This is a genomic window from Williamsia maris (assembly GCF_024171815.1).
Lineage (GTDB): Bacteria > Actinomycetota > Actinomycetes > Mycobacteriales > Mycobacteriaceae > Williamsia_A > Williamsia_A maris.
The window spans coordinates 910,799-926,180 of sequence record NZ_JAMTCJ010000004.1; the positions used below are offsets into that span (position 1 = coordinate 910,799).

A 15,382-nucleotide genomic window follows, 5' to 3' on the forward strand; every position below is an offset into this window, starting at 1 on the left:
GGCGACCGCGGATCGCGGTGACGCCGGATGAGATGCGGGCGGTTCAGCCGGCCAGCAGGGCCGAGCGGAACGCGGGGAAGCCGCCGTCGACGTAACGGACGTTGGTGTAACCGAGGGCGGCGATCTGCTCGGCGATCCTGCGTGCCTGCGCCTGCACGGAGACGATCGCGATCTCGATGTTCAGGTCGTGGATGCACGCGACGCGCCGCGGCGAGGTCGGTGTGAAGGCGGCGGTGAGATCAGCGGGTTCGACGACCACCGCCCCGGGCAGACTCCCCTGGTGGCGAACCACCTGGGGACGCATGTCCACCACCACTGCACTGCCCTGCTGCGTATGCTCGGCCGCTTCTGTCGCCGAGATCCGATCCACCAATGACACCGGGGATTCCACCGATCCTCTTACCGAATTGTTCTCACCTTGCCGCGGAAGCCGATTCGAGCAACCGCGATGTTGCGCGGACTCCCGTGACGGGTGTGTCGTCGGGCAACGCCAAGATGTTACGGGAAAGTTTCGTCGGTGGCCGGGAACAGAAGTCTCGGTCGGGTCTCAGCTCCGGCCGCGACCGGCGACGCGGGGCTGGGCACCGCGACGACCGCCGAAGTCGCGCGGTCCGCCGCGTCCACCACCGTTGCGTGCGGCCGACCGCCCCCGCGGTCCGCCCTCGTCCCTGGTGATGTTGATCGGGACGTTGGATATCTTCGTCCCGCGCAGCAGCGTCAGCGTCTCGCGACCGAGGTCGTCGGGCAACTCGACGAGGCTGTAGTCGTTGCGGATGCTGATGTGGCCGAAGTCCCCGCGCGTCAGGCCGCCCTCGTTGGCGATCGCGCCCACGATGGCACCGGGGGTGACGCGGTCCTTCTTGCCGACCGCGATGCGGTACGTCGCGAAGTTGGTGCCGCCGTCGCGCTGCTTGCGCTCGGGACGGTCCGGCCCCTTCGACCGCTCACTCGCCGGCGGATCGGGGCTCAGCAGGAAGCCACCGTCGCGCGTCTCGAGTGCGAGCGCCGCGGCGATGTCGGCCATCGCGACGTCGTTCTCCTGCGCATAGTTCTCGATGAGGCGACGGAACATCGCGATGTTGTCCGAGCCGAGGTTCTCGGTGATCGACTCGCCGAACTTGGCCACGCGCTGGGCGTTGACGTCGTCGACGCTGGGCAGACCGATCTCGGTGATCGGCTGACGGGTCGCCTTCTCGATCGACCTCAGCAGGTGGCGCTCGCGCGGGGTGATGAACAGCAGTGCGTTGCCCGACCGGCCGGCGCGACCGGTACGGCCGATGCGGTGGACGTAGGACTCCGTGTCGTGCGGGATGTCGTAGTTCACGACATGCGAGATGCGTTCGACGTCGAGGCCACGGGCGGCGACGTCGGTCGCGACGAGGATGTCGAGGCTGCCGCTGCGCAGCGACGCGATGGTCCGTTCACGCTGCGCCTGCACGATGTCGCCGTTGATGGCGACCGCGGAGAACCCGCGCGAACGCAGTTTCTCGGCGAGCTCCTCGGTGGCCGACTTCGTGCGGACGAAGATGATCATCGCGTCGAACGACTCGACCTCGAGCACGCGGGTCAACGCGTCGAGCTTGCGCTGGTGCGAGACCTGCAGATAGCGCTGCGTCGTGTTCTGTGCGGTCTGTGTCTTCGCCTTGACGGTGATCTCGACCGGGCTCTTCAGATACTTCTGCGCCAGCCGGCCGATCGCCTTGGGCATCGTCGCCGAGAAGAGCGCGACCTGCTTGCTGTCCGGGGTGTCACGCAGGATGCGCTCGACATCCTCGGCGAAGCCCATGGTCAGCATCTCGTCGGCCTCGTCGAGGACGAGGAAGTCGAGCTCGGAGATGTCGAGTGTGCCCTTGTCCAGATGATCGATGACGCGGCCCGGCGTACCGACCACGATCTGCGCACCGCGGCGCAGACCGGAGAGCTGGACGCCGTAGCTCTGGCCGCCGTAGATGGGCAGGACGCGGATGTCGGGCAGATGTGCCGCGTATTTGCCGAACGCCTCGGCGACCTGGAGTGCGAGCTCACGGGTCGGTGCGAGGACGAGCGCGCGGGGCTTCTTGCCGCCGCCCGCGATCTTCGAGAGCACGGGGATCGCGAAGGCCGCGGTCTTGCCGGTTCCGGTCTGGGCCAGACCGACGACGTCCCGGCCGGCCATCAGCGGCGGGATGGTCTCCGCCTGGATCGGCGACGGGGTCTCGTATCCGACATCGTTGAGCGCCTGCATCACGCGGGGTTCGATGTCGAGGTCTGCGAACGAGACCGATGTGGTGGTCTCCATCCCGCTGTCGCTCACTGCTTCTCCGGCTCTTCCCGGCACCTGGCCGTGGGTTGTACCCCGGTCCTCGTCGTGCTGCGGGGATTGATCTGTCATTGCACAGCACTCTAGCCGCCGGAGGAGGCAGATCGTTATTCGAGAAACTCGCCTGCTCGGCGTGTGCGCCGACCACCGTCTCAATGCTCGTTGCTACGGTTTCCCTCACCGGTGGCCCAGGTAATCTGAGTCACAGTCGTCCCGTCAGTCGGAATTGTCGATTCCCGACACAGGGACACGATTGGAAAAATGGAGGCCCCCGTGCTGGAAGCGACCACTCCCGCGAAGTTCGTCGTCGCCGACGATGCATCGATCATCGACGCACCGCTGCGGTACCGGAGCGAGCGTCCCGACCTGGAGTTGTTCCGTCGTCGTTCCGGCGACACCTGGACGACGGTCAAGGCTCGTGAGTTCGCCGACCAGATCGATTCCGCGGCCAAGGGCCTCATCGGCGCCGGGGTCGCAGCGGGTGACCGCGTGGCCATCCTGTCGTCGACCCGGTACGAGTGGACGGTGCTCGACTACGCCATCTGGCGTGCCGGCGCATCCACGGTCGCGATCTACGAGACCTCGGCGTCCGACCAGGTCAAGTACATCCTCTCCGACTCGGGAACCTCGCTGCTGATCGTGGAGAACCAGGCGCAGCGCACCGCCCACGCCGACGTCATCGACGCCGCGTCGGGGTCGCTGCGCGACACCCTCGTCATCGAGGACGGCATCCTCGACGCGCTGGCTGCTCGCGGTGCCGACGTCGCCGACGACGAACTCGACTCGCGCCGCAGCGGCATCAAGTCATCGGACATGGCGACGCTGGTCTACACCTCCGGCACCACCGGCAACCCCAAGGGTGTCGCGCTGACCCACGCCAACTTCCTGGCCGAGTGCAAGAGCGTCCGGGAGGTCATGGGCGACATGATGTCCGAGGGCCGGTCCACCCTGCTGTTCCTGCCGTTGGCCCACATCTTCGCGCGCGTCGTCGCGGTCGCGTCGGTGGAGAACGGCGTCGTGCTCGGACACACCAACGACATAGCGAACCTGCTGAGCGACTTCGAGAAGTTCCAGCCGAGCTACATCCTCTCGGTGCCCCGCGTGTTCGAGAAGGTCTACAACAGCGCCAAGCAGAAGGCGTACGACGGTGGCAAGGGCAAGATCTTCGATCGCGCCGCCGACACCGCCATCGAGTACAGCCGCAGCCAGGAGACCGGATCCGCGGGCATCGCCCTCAAGGCCAAGCACAAGCTGTTCGACGTACTGGTCTACTCGAAGCTCCGCGCCGCGCTCGGCGGCAAGTGCACTGACGCGATCTCCGGCGGCGCACCGCTCGGCGACCGCCTCGGCCACTTCTTCCGTGGCGTCGGCATCCCGGTCTACGAGGGCTACGGCCTGTCCGAGACGGCCGCCGCGGTCACCGTGAACACCCCGGAGAACCAGCGGGTCGGCACGGTCGGTCGGCCGGTCGCCGGCGCATCGGTCAAGATCGCCGAGGACGGCGAGGTGTTGCTCAAGGGCCCCATGGTGTTCGAGGGCTACTGGCACAACCCCGAGGCCACTGCCGACGCGATCGTCGACGGATGGTTCCGCACCGGTGACATCGGAGCGCTCGACGACGGATACCTCTCGATCACCGGTCGCAAGAAAGAACTCATCGTCACCGCAGGCGGCAAGAACGTCTCCCCCGCACCGCTCGAGGACTCGATCCGCGCGCATCCGATGGTGAGCCAGTGCCTCGTGGTGGGCGACAACAAGCCGTTCATCGCGGCCCTGGTCACCCTCGACCCCGAGGCCGTGCCCGGTTGGCTCGAGCGCAACAGCCTGCCCGCCGACACCCCGATCGCCGACCTGACGCACAACGAGACGCTGCTGGCCGAGATCGACGGTGCGGTGAAGACGGCGAACAACAAGGTGTCCAAGGCCGAGGCGATCAAGAAGTTCACCATCCTCGACACCGACTTCACGATCGAGTCGGGCGAGATCACCCCGACCATGAAGCTCAAGCGCAACGTCATCCACCAGGCGCACGGGGACGAGATCGAGGAGCTGTACACCAAGCGGTAACGTTCCCCCCGAGATGACCCGGGACCGTGCGATCGATGCGACGCGCGGTGTGGCCATCTTCAGCATGGTCAGCGGTCATTTCGCGCTCGGTACCGATCTCGCGAAGCCGACGCACGTGTTCCCGTATGCGGACGGTGCGTCGGCTTTCGTGCTCCTGTCGGGTCTGTTGCTGGGGATCGTGCACCGCGGCTGGTCGGACCGGACCGGGTCGCTGCAGGAGTCGTGGCGACGGATCATCCGGCGCGCCGCGGTCATCTACCTGTGTCAGGTGTTGCTCGCCCTGACGGCGGTCGCGGTGTCGCTGGGTGGCCACACCGAGCTGACCTTCCTTCTGCCCGTGCGGGATTGGTCGCAGGGGATCTGGTGGGCGCTGACGCTGCGATACCTGCCCGGCGGCGGCAACATCCTCGTGCTCTACCTGGTGCTCATCGCAGTCACCGCCCTGGCTCTCCCGCTGCTGCGACGGGGCGCATGGCCGGTGGTCATCGCCGCGTCGGTCGCGCTCTACACGGTCGCCCTACTCGATTCGCCGCCGTGGTTCTACATCTCGAGCACCGCCGAGCAGCCCGAGATCCAGAACTGGGCGATGTGGCAGATCATCTTCGTCCCCGCCCTGGTGATCGGATGGCTGTGGCACGAACGACGACTGGGTCCACTGCTCGTCCGCCGCGTCGTCCCGGTGATCCTCGTCGCCGCAGCGGGCGCCGCGGTGTCGATGGCTCTGCACTCCTCCGACGCCGCGGCCACCGCCGACGCGCTGCTGGTGGACAAACTCGACTTCGGCCCCGGTCGCGCGCTCGCGGCGTGGACCATGGTTCCCGCGGTCTACGTGGTGCTGCGGATCGTGATCGCTCGCCTGCGTCGCGACTGGCTGCGCCCGCTGTGTCAGGTGGGCTCGCGCAGCCTCGATTCCTATGTGCTCCAGTCGGTTCTGTTGATGGTGCTGCCGATCGTCGTCATGGCCCCGTGGTCCGACGGTGTCGCCACCGGCATCGCGCTGGCGGTGTTCGGTCTCTGTTGGGCGTGGGCGGAGTTCCGGCGTCACATCGGGTTGGACAAGCTGCATCGCGCACCCGTTCTCGCGGTGAGGATGGCCGGGCGCAGGTCGGTTCTCCCCCGGTGACGGGCGGGTCAGTGCCCCAGGAAGTCGAGGATCTCGGCGTTCACGGCCTCCGGCTGCTCCACCTGCAGGAAGTGGCCCGCGCCGTCGATGACGGCCACCCGACTGCCCTCGGGGAGGACCTCGTGCACCGACGAGACGAACTCGACCCGCATGCAGCCGTCGTCCGCACCGTGCAGGTACAGCGTCGGGACCTTCGGTGCCCGTCGCCACGAGTCGTGCAGTTCGCGATACCGGGCCGACGGACGGCCGGGGGCGGCCACGGACCGGTAGTACCGCAGTGCGGCTCTTCGGTTCTCGAGCGTGGGCAGGGCGTCGAAGACGTGGACGAGATCATCGGTGGCGTCGTACCCGGGCGACCAGTCGCGCCACAGTTTCGGGATCAGGCGGTCCAGGGAGCGCTCGGACACGACCGGGATCTGGTTGAAGAACATGTACCAACTCATGCGCGCCTGCCGACGCAGGAGACCGAATCGGGTGCGCGGCTCGAGGTCCGACCTCGTCATCGCCGGCACCGGGGGCACCGACATCGACACCACCGCCCGGAACGGTGATCTGTGGTGGGCGCCGATCGCATTGGCCGTGATCGCACCCCAGTCGTGTCCGATCAGCACGGCATCCCTGCCCCCGCCCAGCGCCCGGTGCACGCCGATGGCGTCGTGCATGAGCGCCCCGATGTGGAAGTCGCCGTCGGCCGGGATGTCGGTGGGCGCGTACCCGCGGGTGAACGGGGCGACGACACGGTAGCCGCGCTCGGCCAGTGCCGGTCCGAGATGTCGCCACGACCAGGCCGAATCGGGATAGCCGTGCAGCGCGACGGCCAACGGTCCGTCGTCGGGGCCCCAGGCCAACGCGCTGACCGTCAGTTCGGGCAGTTCGATGCGCAGCGTCGTCGGTGGCGATGTGTCGGTCACGAGAACCGATTCTACGAAGGAACGCTCCCGGTGCGTCCGCTTGCACGCGCACTGCGCGCGAATCGCATCGCCGGATCCCCGAGACGGGCGTATCGAAGTGCGACGATGTCGTGGAAATAGCTCATCCCGAGCTGCCACGGTGACTTCGTACCGGCGCGGGGAAAGGTGTCGATGGACCGCAGGATGTAGTTGGCCTCGCAGTCGAGCAGCGGCTCCTCGGCCATACCCTCCGGTCGGACCGGGACGAACTGATCGAACCCACGCGCGTCCATGTGGGCGACCATCCTCCGGAAGTGTTCCCCCACGAGGTCGGCCTTCAGCGTCCAGGACGCGTTCGTGTACCCGATGGTGAACAGGAGATTCGGTACGCCGCTGAGCATCATCCCCTTGTAGGTCAGGGTTTCCGACGGTGAGACCGCCGCCCCGTCGACGGCGATGTCGATGGCGCCGAACGCCAGCATCTGCAACCCGGTCGCGGTGACGATGATGTCGGCGTCGAGGTGTTCACCCGAGGCCAGAGCGACTCCCTCGGAGGTGATCTGGTCGATCTTGTCGGTGACGATCGAGGCACGTCCGTCCGACAACGCCGCGAAGATGTCGCCGTCGGGGGCCAGGCACATCCGCTGATCCCACGGGTCGTACCGCGGCGTGAAGTGCCGATCGATGTCGAAGTCGTCGGGCAGCTGCGACGCGTTCTCCTTGCGAATGACCGAACGCATGTAGGTCGGCCAGCGCCGGCACGAGTGGTAGAGCGCGGTGTCGATGGCGATGTTCTTCCACCGGGTCAGTCCCGCGGCGCGGCGCGGCCCGATGACACGACCGAGCTTCTCGTCGAGGGTGTCCCGGCGCGGGAACGCCATCACGTAGGTCGGCGACCGCTGCAGCATGACCACGTGTGCCGCGGTCTCGGCGAGTGCGGGCACGAGTGTGATCGCCGTTGCCCCGCTGCCGATCACCACGACCCGCTTACCCGTGTGGTCGAGGTCGTCGGGCCACTGTTGTGGATGGACCACCGGACCGGTGAACTCGGCACTGCCGGGCAGGTCAGGGGTGTGGCCGCGGTCGTAGTCGTAGTAGCCGGTGCACAGGTAGAGGAACCGGCAGGTGAACTCGACGGCGGTGTGGCCGCGCAGCGCCACGACCGTCCACGTGGCGGTCTCGGTCGCGTAGTCCGCGCGGATCACCTTGTGTCCGAACCGGATTCGCGCGTCGGTGCCGTCCTCGACGGCGGTCTGCTCGATGTACTCGCGGATGTCGGCACCGGAGACGATCGAGTCAGACGAGGACCAGGGGCGGAATCGATAGCTCAGGCTCTGCATGTCCGAGTCGCACCGGACCCCGGGGTAGCGGAACAGATCCCACGTCCCCCCGATGCGTTCCCTCGACTCGAGGACGACGTGAGACCCGTCGGGAAACGCCTCACGGACGTGGTGCGCGGCCCCGACACCGGACAAACCCGCGCCGACGATGACCACGTCCACACACTCCGCCTGCGTTGATGTCACCTGATCAAGTCTCACCAACGTAGTGTGATCCACGCAATAGTGAGTGTTAACAACACCTGTTGAGCAGGGTTGGCAACGGCGGACCCCGGATCGATCAGGACCGCCTGCGCGCCACGACCCGCCCACCCGATCCGGGCGCGAACGCGACGCCTCGGGAGTACCAGCTCTCGTCCGGCGCCAGGGTGGGCTCGATGACGTGACCCCTCAGGAGCGTACGAAGCACGGTGTGCAGCTCCATCGTCGCGAACGCCGCGCCGATGCAGCGCCGGACGCCACCACCGAAGGGGATCCACTCGTGCGGATCGGGGCGCGAGCCCAGGAACCGGTCGGGGTCGAAGCGCGCGGCGTGCGGGAACACGGTGTCGTCGGTGTGGACCAGGTCGATCCCGACCATGATGTTCTGGCCCCGCGGCAGCACCCACGGCCCCACGGAATAGCTTGCCGCCTTGACCTGGCGGAACGTCGAGTCGATCACCGGACGTGTGCGTTGCACCTCGAGGATCACCGCGGTGAGCAGGTCGTCGACACCGGCATCGACCTCGGCGACGAGGCGATCGAGGATCGCCGGATGGCGTCGGAGCCGCTCGACCGCCCACGCCAGGGTCGTCGCGGTGGTCTCGTGACCGGCGGTCAACAGGGTGAGCAGCTGGTCGGAGATCTCGGCGTTGCTCATCGCCGATCCGTCGTCGTACCGGCTCTGGACCATCATCGCGAGCACGTCGTTGCGATCGGCGAGGTGCGGGTCGGAGGTGGCCGTGGCGATCAGTCCGTCGACGATGGCGTCGTATTCGCGGCGGTATCGGTGGAGTCGGCCCCAGGGACTGAAGCGGCCGAGATCCCATGTGGGCACCGGCACCACGATCAGTTTCGAGCCCAGTTCGACCATCGGTGGGATCACGTCGCGCAACCGCGCGAACTCGCTTCCTTCGGCGCCGAACACGGCGCGCAGGATGATGTTCAGCGTGATCGACATCATCGGGTCGAGAACGCTCAGTTCCCGACCCTGGGGCCAGGAGGCGAACTCTCGCGAGGCCTCGTCGACCATCACCGATTCGTAGCCGGCCAGCCGGCGGCCGTGGAACGGCGGGACCAGCAGCTTGCGCTGGTTTTTGTGCCGCCGGCCCTCGAGCGCGAACAGTGAGTTCGGGCCGAGGACGCGGCCGAGATTGGCCTCGATCTGATCGAGGTCCTCGGGCGGTGTCTTGAAGATCTGTCGGACCTCGTCCGGATCACTGATGACCACGACGGTCCCGAACGTCGGCAGCTTGATCGTGAAGTCGGGCCCGAAACGATCCCGCAGTCGCATCAGGGCCGCGCGACGGTCGCGCAACGCCGCGACCCCCTGCAGGAATCCGGGCATTGCCGTGCCCGGGGGCAACACGACGGTCTCGCCGGTGTCATGGATCGTTCGCGTGCTCATCGCGCCTCCTTGGTACACGGTTGTACCGTGGCCAAGGTACGCACATGTACCGAAGCGGGCAAGAGCAGATCCCGAATGCCGGACGAGGGTCGGCGAAACGCGGTTCTAGTCCCGCACGACGCGGATGTTGTACTGACCGACCTTGCGGTAGAGGGTCGCCCGGCTCATCCCGAGTTCGTGGGCCGCATCGGCCATGGTCGGGTTGCCGGTGGCGAGGACGCGCACGATCTCGCCCCGCTCGAACGCCTCGATGCGCGACAGGTGACGCGCCGATCCGGCGAGGACCTCGTGCGGGAGGCTCGACACGTCGACGACGTCGCCACGACTCGTCGCGTGCGAGATCACCCGGGTGAGCTGCGCGACGTTGCCGGGCCAGTCGAAACCGGCCAGTGCGCGACCCGCCGCCGGCGCGATGACGACGTCGCGGCCGCGCGCCCTGGTGGCGATGTGATGGGCCAACGGCAGCACGTCGGAGCTGCGTTCACGCAGCGGCGGAATCGCGACCACCGTGTCGACCAGCGCGGCCAACGGTGCCGGGATGTCCTCGAACCGCTCGGCACTCATCGCGAACGGCAGTGCTGACTGCGCACGCGATCGCACGACGAGCTCGGCCAGCTGATCGGCGACCCAGATCGGTAGCGAATCCACGTCGCGCACGATCACCGCGGTGTGCGACTTGCCCAGCTCCGGGGTCCACAACCCGAGCCAGGTCTGCAGGTCCGACGGCGCCGGGGCCTCGGCGGAGAGGATCCGGTCCCGCGGACACACATGACGAGCGGCCTGCGCGAGCGCGGTCGATCGGCCGGAGCCGGGTTCGCCGATGGCCGCGACGATCGTGCCCGTCGACATGGCCCCCTCGGCCGCGGCGACCGCCGAGTTCCACCCGTCGGAGAGCGAATGCACTGTGCCCGAACCGGGTTCGAGGCGCGGAACCTCGACCCGGAACACGCGGCCCCGGGGCGTGGGACGCGAGGTGCGGCCTGAGGTCCGCGCGAGCATCAGCGCCGCGGTCGTGCTCGCCGCCGACCGGGCCAACGCCAACAGCAACTCGCTCGACGACTGCGACCACGTCGTCAGGTTGACGCTGCCCTCGAGACGTCCGGATGCGGGTTCGATGACCGGCACCGCCGCGCACGTGAACGAACACAGGTTCTGCGCGTAATGCTGATCGGCCCGGACGAGGGTCGGGACGCGGTCGGCCAGGGCCAGACCGAGACCGTTCGTACCCACCTCCCGCTCGGAATAGGCGAAACCCGGCGCGAGATGGACGTCGTCGAGGGCACGCAGCAACGAGTGGTCACCGCTCATCCGGCTCAGCACGACACCGTCGGCGTCGGTGAGCATCATGCTGACCGGCTCGGTGGCGAGGGTCCGGTGCAGGTCGACGAGTACCTCGTTGCCGCATTCGAAGAACAGCGATCCGAGATCGTCGGTACCGGTGAACACCGGTTCGACCGAGTCGAGGGAGACCCCGTACTCCTCGCTGCGCTGCCACGACGCGAGCAGCCGGCGGGGGACGTCGGCCGCGGAGCCGAACACGACATCGCCCTGCTTCGCCCGCTCCGGCAACCTGTCGGACACCGCCACACCTCCACGCCACGGGCGCATCACCCGCTGTGATCCACGTTACAAGAGGGGACCACGGCAACACCGGGTCCCACGGCGGGCGTGCGTCTCAGATTGAGACGCCGAGCGCACCGCTCCCCCGTGTCGGCCTCCCTACTGTCGTGTCGAACAGCCTGTGACAGCAGTCACACAATTTGGGAGGACCTGATGTACCGCAAAGGTGACACCAGCTATTTCATCGTCGATGCACACGTGGCCCTGTGGGACGCGCGTCCGGAGAACCAGCGCAACATCCACGGCAAGCAGTTCATCGACTGCTTCTACGACTACCACCGCAACCTGTCGCCGGAGAGCGAGGTCTGGGACTACGACGACTACCTCTACCAGGGCGGCGAGCGCCTGATGAAGGACCTGTTCACCGACGGGTACGTCGACCACGCCATCTTCCAGCCGGCCCACCTCGGGGAGTTCTATTACAAGGGGTTCGGGCAGACCGACGAGGCGTCCGAGCTCGCCGCCGAGCACCCGGACAAGCTCACCTACAACCACCACTTCGATCCCCGCAACGGCGAGCAGGGGCTCGACCAGCTGCGTCTCGACGCCGAGAAGTACCACCTCAAGGGCGTGAAGCTGTACACCGCCGAATGGCACGGCGACTCCCGTGGCTACAAGCTCGACGACCCGTGGGCCTACCGCTATTTCGAGGCCTGCCGCGAGCTCGGCATCCGCAACATCCACGTACACAAGGGCCCCACCATCCGACCGCTCGACCGCGATGCCTTCGACGTCGCCGATGTCGACCATGTGGCGTCGGACTTCACCGACCTGAACTTCGTGGTCGAACACTGTGGCCTGCCGCGTCTCGAGGACTTCTGCTGGATCGCCACCCAGGAGCCGAACGTGCACGCGGGGTTGGCCGTCGCCATGCCGTTCATCCACTCCCGCCCGAAGTACTTCGCGCAGATCCTCGGCGAGCTCCTCTACTGGATCGGCGAGGATCGCATCCAGTTCTCGTCCGACTACGCGATCTGGACGCCGCGGTGGCTGATCGAGTCGTTCGTCGATTTCCAGATCCCCGACGAGTTGGGTGAGTACCCGCAGCTGACCACCGACCAGAAGAAGAAGATCCTCGGGCTCAACGCCGCTGCGATGTACGACATCCCGGTGCCCGCAGAGCTGCAGGTCGCCTCGGCCGAGGAGACCCCGGTCGGGCCGCGGGGCGCCGACGAGATGGTCGGTGCGTGACGTGGACGACCAGCAACGGCGCGACGCCGCGTGGCATGCACTCGACGTGGTGATCGACCCCGAACTCGACGAGCCCATCACCGACCTCGGGTTCGTCCGCTCGCTGGACATCGCCTCGGACGGGGACGTCTCGGTCCATCTGCGACTGCCGACGTCGTTCTGCGCACCGAACTTCGCCTACCTGATGGCGTCGGACGCGAAGGACGTCCTGACCGCTCTGGACTGGACGGCCGTGGTGACGGTCGAGCTCGACGACCATCACGACTCCGAGATCATCAACACCGGACTGGCCGCCGACGCCGGCTACCGCGGGACGTTCGGCCACGAGGCGCTCGACGATCTCACCGAACTCCGGGAGACGTTCCTGCGCAAGGCGCACACCGCGGCGATGGAGCGATGCCTGACCGGGGTCCTGCGCCGCGACACGGGCATCGAGATCGCCGATCTCGGCACCCTCACGCTGGGCGACCTCCCCGCCGACGAGATGACCGAATCGCTGCTGCGGCGACGCCGGAGCATCGGATTGCCCACCGGCGCCACGGAACCGGTGATAGTCGACCACCGAGGAATCGGTCCCGAACCCGATGCCGTGCCGCTCGCCCTGCGTCGGGCGCGCTCGACCCGCATCTCCATCGACGGGAACGCGCACTTCTGTCGCGGCCTGCTCCGGACCCGATACGGACCGGACACCACATCGACCGATGCGCCCGAGACCGACACCGGGGCTTTCGTCCCGCTCGCGGCGCTCACCATGCCCGCGTGACTCCCCCATCCTTCACAACGGAAAGAACCCCATGAGCACCATGCGCGCCGTCCAGGTGGTCGGCTACCACCAGAAACTCGAGATGACCGAGCTCCCGATCCCCAGCCCGACCGGACCGTTCGACGTGGTCGTCAAGATCGGCGGCGCCGGCGTCTGCCGTACCGATCTGCACATCCTCGAAGGCCAGTGGGCCGAGAAATCCCAAGTGACGCTTCCCTACACGATCGGACACGAGAACGCCGGCTGGGTCGCGGCGGTCGGCTCTGCGGTCACCAACGTCGCCGAGGGCGACAAGGTGATCCTGCACCCGCTCATCACGTGCGGTCTGTGCCGGGCCTGCCGGTCGGGCGACGACGTGCACTGCGAGGTCAACCAGTTCCCCGGGATCGACACCAACGGTGGATACGCGGAGTACATCAAGACCTCGGCACGCAGTGTCGTCAAAATCGACGACGCACTCGAGCCCGCCGACGTGGCGGCGCTCGCCGACGCGGGCCTCACCGCCTATCACGCGGCGGCCAAGGCGGCGAAGCGGCTCACCCCGCGCGACAGATGCGTGGTCATCGGCGCAGGTGGACTGGGGCACATCGGCATCCAGGTCCTCAAGGCGCTGACCCCCGCCGAACTGATCGTCATCGACCGCAACGAGCAGGCGCTGAAATTGGCGGAATCCATCGGTGCCGACCGGGGGATCGTCGCCGACGGCACCCACGTGGAGCAGCTCCTGGACTTGACGGGCGGGAACGGTGCCGAGGTCGTCATCGACTTCGTCGGCGAGAACGGCACGACGGCAGAGGGTCTCGCGATGACACGTCCTGCCGGCGACTACCACATCGTCGGGTACGGCGAGAACATCGATGTCCCGTCCATCGATCTGATCTCGGCCGAAAAGAACATCGTGGGCAACCTGGTCGGCTCGTACAACGACCTGTGCGATCTGATGCAGCTGGCCGCACGCGGCGCGGTGAACCTGCACACCGCGAAGTATTCGCTCGACGACTTCCAGAGTGCCATCGACGATCTCGACGCCGGCAATGTTCGTGGTCGCGCCATCCTCACGCCGTGACGATCGTGCCGCCCGATCGAACCCGCCACGTACCGTGGGGACGAACTGTTCACCACACCCCAGGAGCGCGTACATGATCTTCATCGTCGTGAAATTCGAGACGAAACCCGAATTCACCGAGCAGTGGCCCGAATTGGTCGCCGAGTTCACCACGAACACCCGCGGCGAGGAGGGCAATCTTTTCTTCGACTGGGCGCGCAGCCTCGACAACCCGAACGAGTACGTCCTGACCGAGGGCTTCGCCGACGACGCCGCCGAGGCCCACGTCGGTAGCGACCATTTCGCGAAGGCCGTCTCCGAACTGCCTCAGTACCTGGCGCACACACCGAAGATCATCAGCGAGAAGGTCGGTGCCGACAGCTGGGGTCCCATGGGCGAGATGCAGGTCGACTGACCCGAGACCGTCAGCGCGCGGGCGTGATCCCGTGATGTCGCAGCGCGACATCCGGGTGCGCCCGCGTGCGGGATTTCCAGGCGTTCTCACCGTACGTGGAGAAGATCGGGTTGTCCGGATCCGAGTCGACGCCGCGGGCCAGTTCGGCGAGTCCGGCGGGCAGATCGATGATGTCGATGACGGCGTCGAGGGCCGGGTTGAAAAAGTACGGGATCGAGATCCGGTCGGTCCCGGGCTCGGGCGCGGTGACCCGGTGCCGGGTGGCCCGCAGATAACCGCCGGACGCCACCTCGAGCAGCTCACCGGTGTTGACGATGAACGCACCGTCGAGCGGCGGTGCGTCGATCCAGGTGTCGTCACCGGTCTGCACCTGCAGGCCCTGCGAACCGGGTTCGACCAGCAGCAGGGTCAGCACCCCGGAGTCCTTGTGGGCACCCACCCCCTGCGGGTTGTCGGCGCTGCCCGGGTAGCGCACGACCTTCATCAGGGTCGCGGGCGCGTCGGCGAAGGCCGCGTCGAAGTGATCCGCGGGTGCCCCGAGGGACACGGCCCAGTGCCGCAGCAGTCGCAGGCCCACCTCGGCCAGGTCGTCGGACCACCGCTCGAACGCGCGGCGGAACCCGGGCGGGTCCGCCGGCCACAGGTTGGGGCCCTGCAGGTTCCAGTAGCCCTCGGCATCGACGACGGCCGGACGCTGCGGACCGATGTCGATCTGTTCGCGCCAGTCGACGGCGCCGTTGGTCAGTTCGCCGCCGAGTCGCGCCCAACCGCGGAAGTGCGGGCTGTCGAGCTGACTGATCTCGCTCTTGTCCTCGACGGGCAGCGCGAAGAACTGCCGGGCCAGTGCGAGCACCTCGTCGAAACGGTCGGGACCGATGCCGTGGCCGACCAGATAGAAGAACCCGTGGGTGTGCGCGGCCTCGCGGAGCGCGGATCGGAACGAATCCGGGTCGGCGTCGGCGGTCGACAGATCCAGGACGGGAAGCATGTCTCCATGCTGGCCGCGACTCGCCGCGGCGTCCA

At 67.4% G+C, this 15,382-nt stretch carries 13 protein-coding genes; 6 read left to right on the plus strand and 7 right to left on the minus strand.

What is annotated here, in order from left to right; all coding sequences use genetic code 11:
- Positions 1-43: 43 nt before the first annotated feature.
- Together LX13_RS22870 and LX13_RS22875 are read right to left on the minus strand one after the other, a co-directional pair.
- The gene (locus tag LX13_RS22870) at positions 44-379 is read right to left on the minus strand and encodes a rhodanese-like domain-containing protein (protein ID WP_253663565.1); all 336 of its coding nucleotides are present in this window, start codon (positions 377-379) and stop codon (positions 44-46) included.
- A 168-nt stretch (positions 380-547) separates the two neighbouring features.
- Positions 548-2,278 (minus strand): DEAD/DEAH box helicase, encoded by a 1,731-nt coding sequence (locus LX13_RS22875; RefSeq protein ID WP_229705407.1) that lies wholly within the window; start codon positions 2,276-2,278, stop codon positions 548-550.
- Positions 2,279-2,560: 282 nt separating this feature from the next.
- On the opposite strand from LX13_RS22875, the gene LX13_RS22880 reads away from it, so the two are divergent.
- The gene (locus tag LX13_RS22880; protein ID WP_253663566.1) at positions 2,561-4,366 is read left to right on the plus strand and encodes an AMP-dependent synthetase/ligase; all 1,806 of its coding nucleotides are present in this window, start codon (positions 2,561-2,563) and stop codon (positions 4,364-4,366) included.
- Between the two features lie 13 nt (positions 4,367-4,379).
- Positions 4,380-5,489 (plus strand): OpgC domain-containing protein, encoded by a 1,110-nt coding sequence (gene opgC / locus LX13_RS22885; RefSeq protein WP_253663567.1) that lies wholly within the window; start codon positions 4,380-4,382, stop codon positions 5,487-5,489.
- Between the two features lie 8 nt (positions 5,490-5,497).
- On the opposite strand, the gene LX13_RS22890 is transcribed toward opgC, so the two are convergent.
- The 4 genes from LX13_RS22890 to LX13_RS22905 all read right to left on the minus strand — a co-directional run bounded on the left by LX13_RS22890 (position 5,498) and on the right by LX13_RS22905 (position 10,906).
- Complete coding sequence (locus LX13_RS22890; protein ID WP_253663568.1) at positions 5,498-6,400, minus strand: alpha/beta fold hydrolase; 903 nt, start codon at positions 6,398-6,400, stop codon at positions 5,498-5,500.
- Between the two features lie 11 nt (positions 6,401-6,411).
- Complete coding sequence (locus LX13_RS22895; RefSeq protein ID WP_253663569.1) at positions 6,412-7,905, minus strand: flavin-containing monooxygenase; 1,494 nt, start codon at positions 7,903-7,905, stop codon at positions 6,412-6,414.
- A gap of 94 nt (positions 7,906-7,999) precedes the next feature.
- Positions 8,000-9,325, minus strand: coding sequence for a cytochrome P450 (locus LX13_RS22900; protein WP_253663570.1), 1,326 nt, complete (start codon positions 9,323-9,325; stop codon positions 8,000-8,002).
- A 105-nt stretch (positions 9,326-9,430) separates the two neighbouring features.
- Entirely contained in the window at positions 9,431-10,906 is a 1,476-nt protein-coding gene (locus LX13_RS22905) for an AAA-type ATPase lid domain-containing protein (protein ID WP_253663571.1), read from the minus strand.
- A 192-nt stretch (positions 10,907-11,098) separates the two neighbouring features.
- Here LX13_RS22905 and LX13_RS22910 point away from each other — a divergent pair, with 192 nt between their 5' ends.
- The 4 genes from LX13_RS22910 (at position 11,099) to LX13_RS22925 (ending at position 14,359) form a co-directional block, all read left to right on the plus strand.
- On the plus strand, positions 11,099-12,136 hold the full coding sequence (locus tag LX13_RS22910; RefSeq protein ID WP_253663572.1) for an amidohydrolase family protein: 1,038 nt from the start codon (positions 11,099-11,101) through the stop codon (positions 12,134-12,136).
- Positions 12,129-12,899, plus strand: a complete 771-nt coding sequence (locus LX13_RS22915) for an iron-sulfur cluster assembly protein (RefSeq protein ID WP_372500007.1) — start codon at positions 12,129-12,131, stop codon at positions 12,897-12,899. Before LX13_RS22910 ends, LX13_RS22915 begins: the two co-directional genes overlap by 8 nt.
- A 40-nt stretch (positions 12,900-12,939) precedes the next feature.
- A complete protein-coding gene (locus LX13_RS22920; RefSeq protein WP_253663675.1) occupies positions 12,940-13,965 on the plus strand; it encodes an NAD(P)-dependent alcohol dehydrogenase in 1,026 nt (341 codons plus the stop codon).
- A gap of 73 nt (positions 13,966-14,038) precedes the next feature.
- Positions 14,039-14,359: a putative quinol monooxygenase gene (locus tag LX13_RS22925; RefSeq protein ID WP_253663573.1), complete on the plus strand. Its 321-nt coding sequence runs from the start codon at positions 14,039-14,041 to the stop codon at positions 14,357-14,359.
- Between the two features lie 10 nt (positions 14,360-14,369).
- Here LX13_RS22925 and LX13_RS22930 read toward each other — a convergent pair whose 3' ends face one another.
- Positions 14,370-15,347, minus strand: a complete 978-nt coding sequence (locus LX13_RS22930; RefSeq protein WP_253663574.1) for an isopenicillin N synthase family dioxygenase — start codon at positions 15,345-15,347, stop codon at positions 14,370-14,372.
- Positions 15,348-15,382 lie beyond the last annotated feature (35 nt).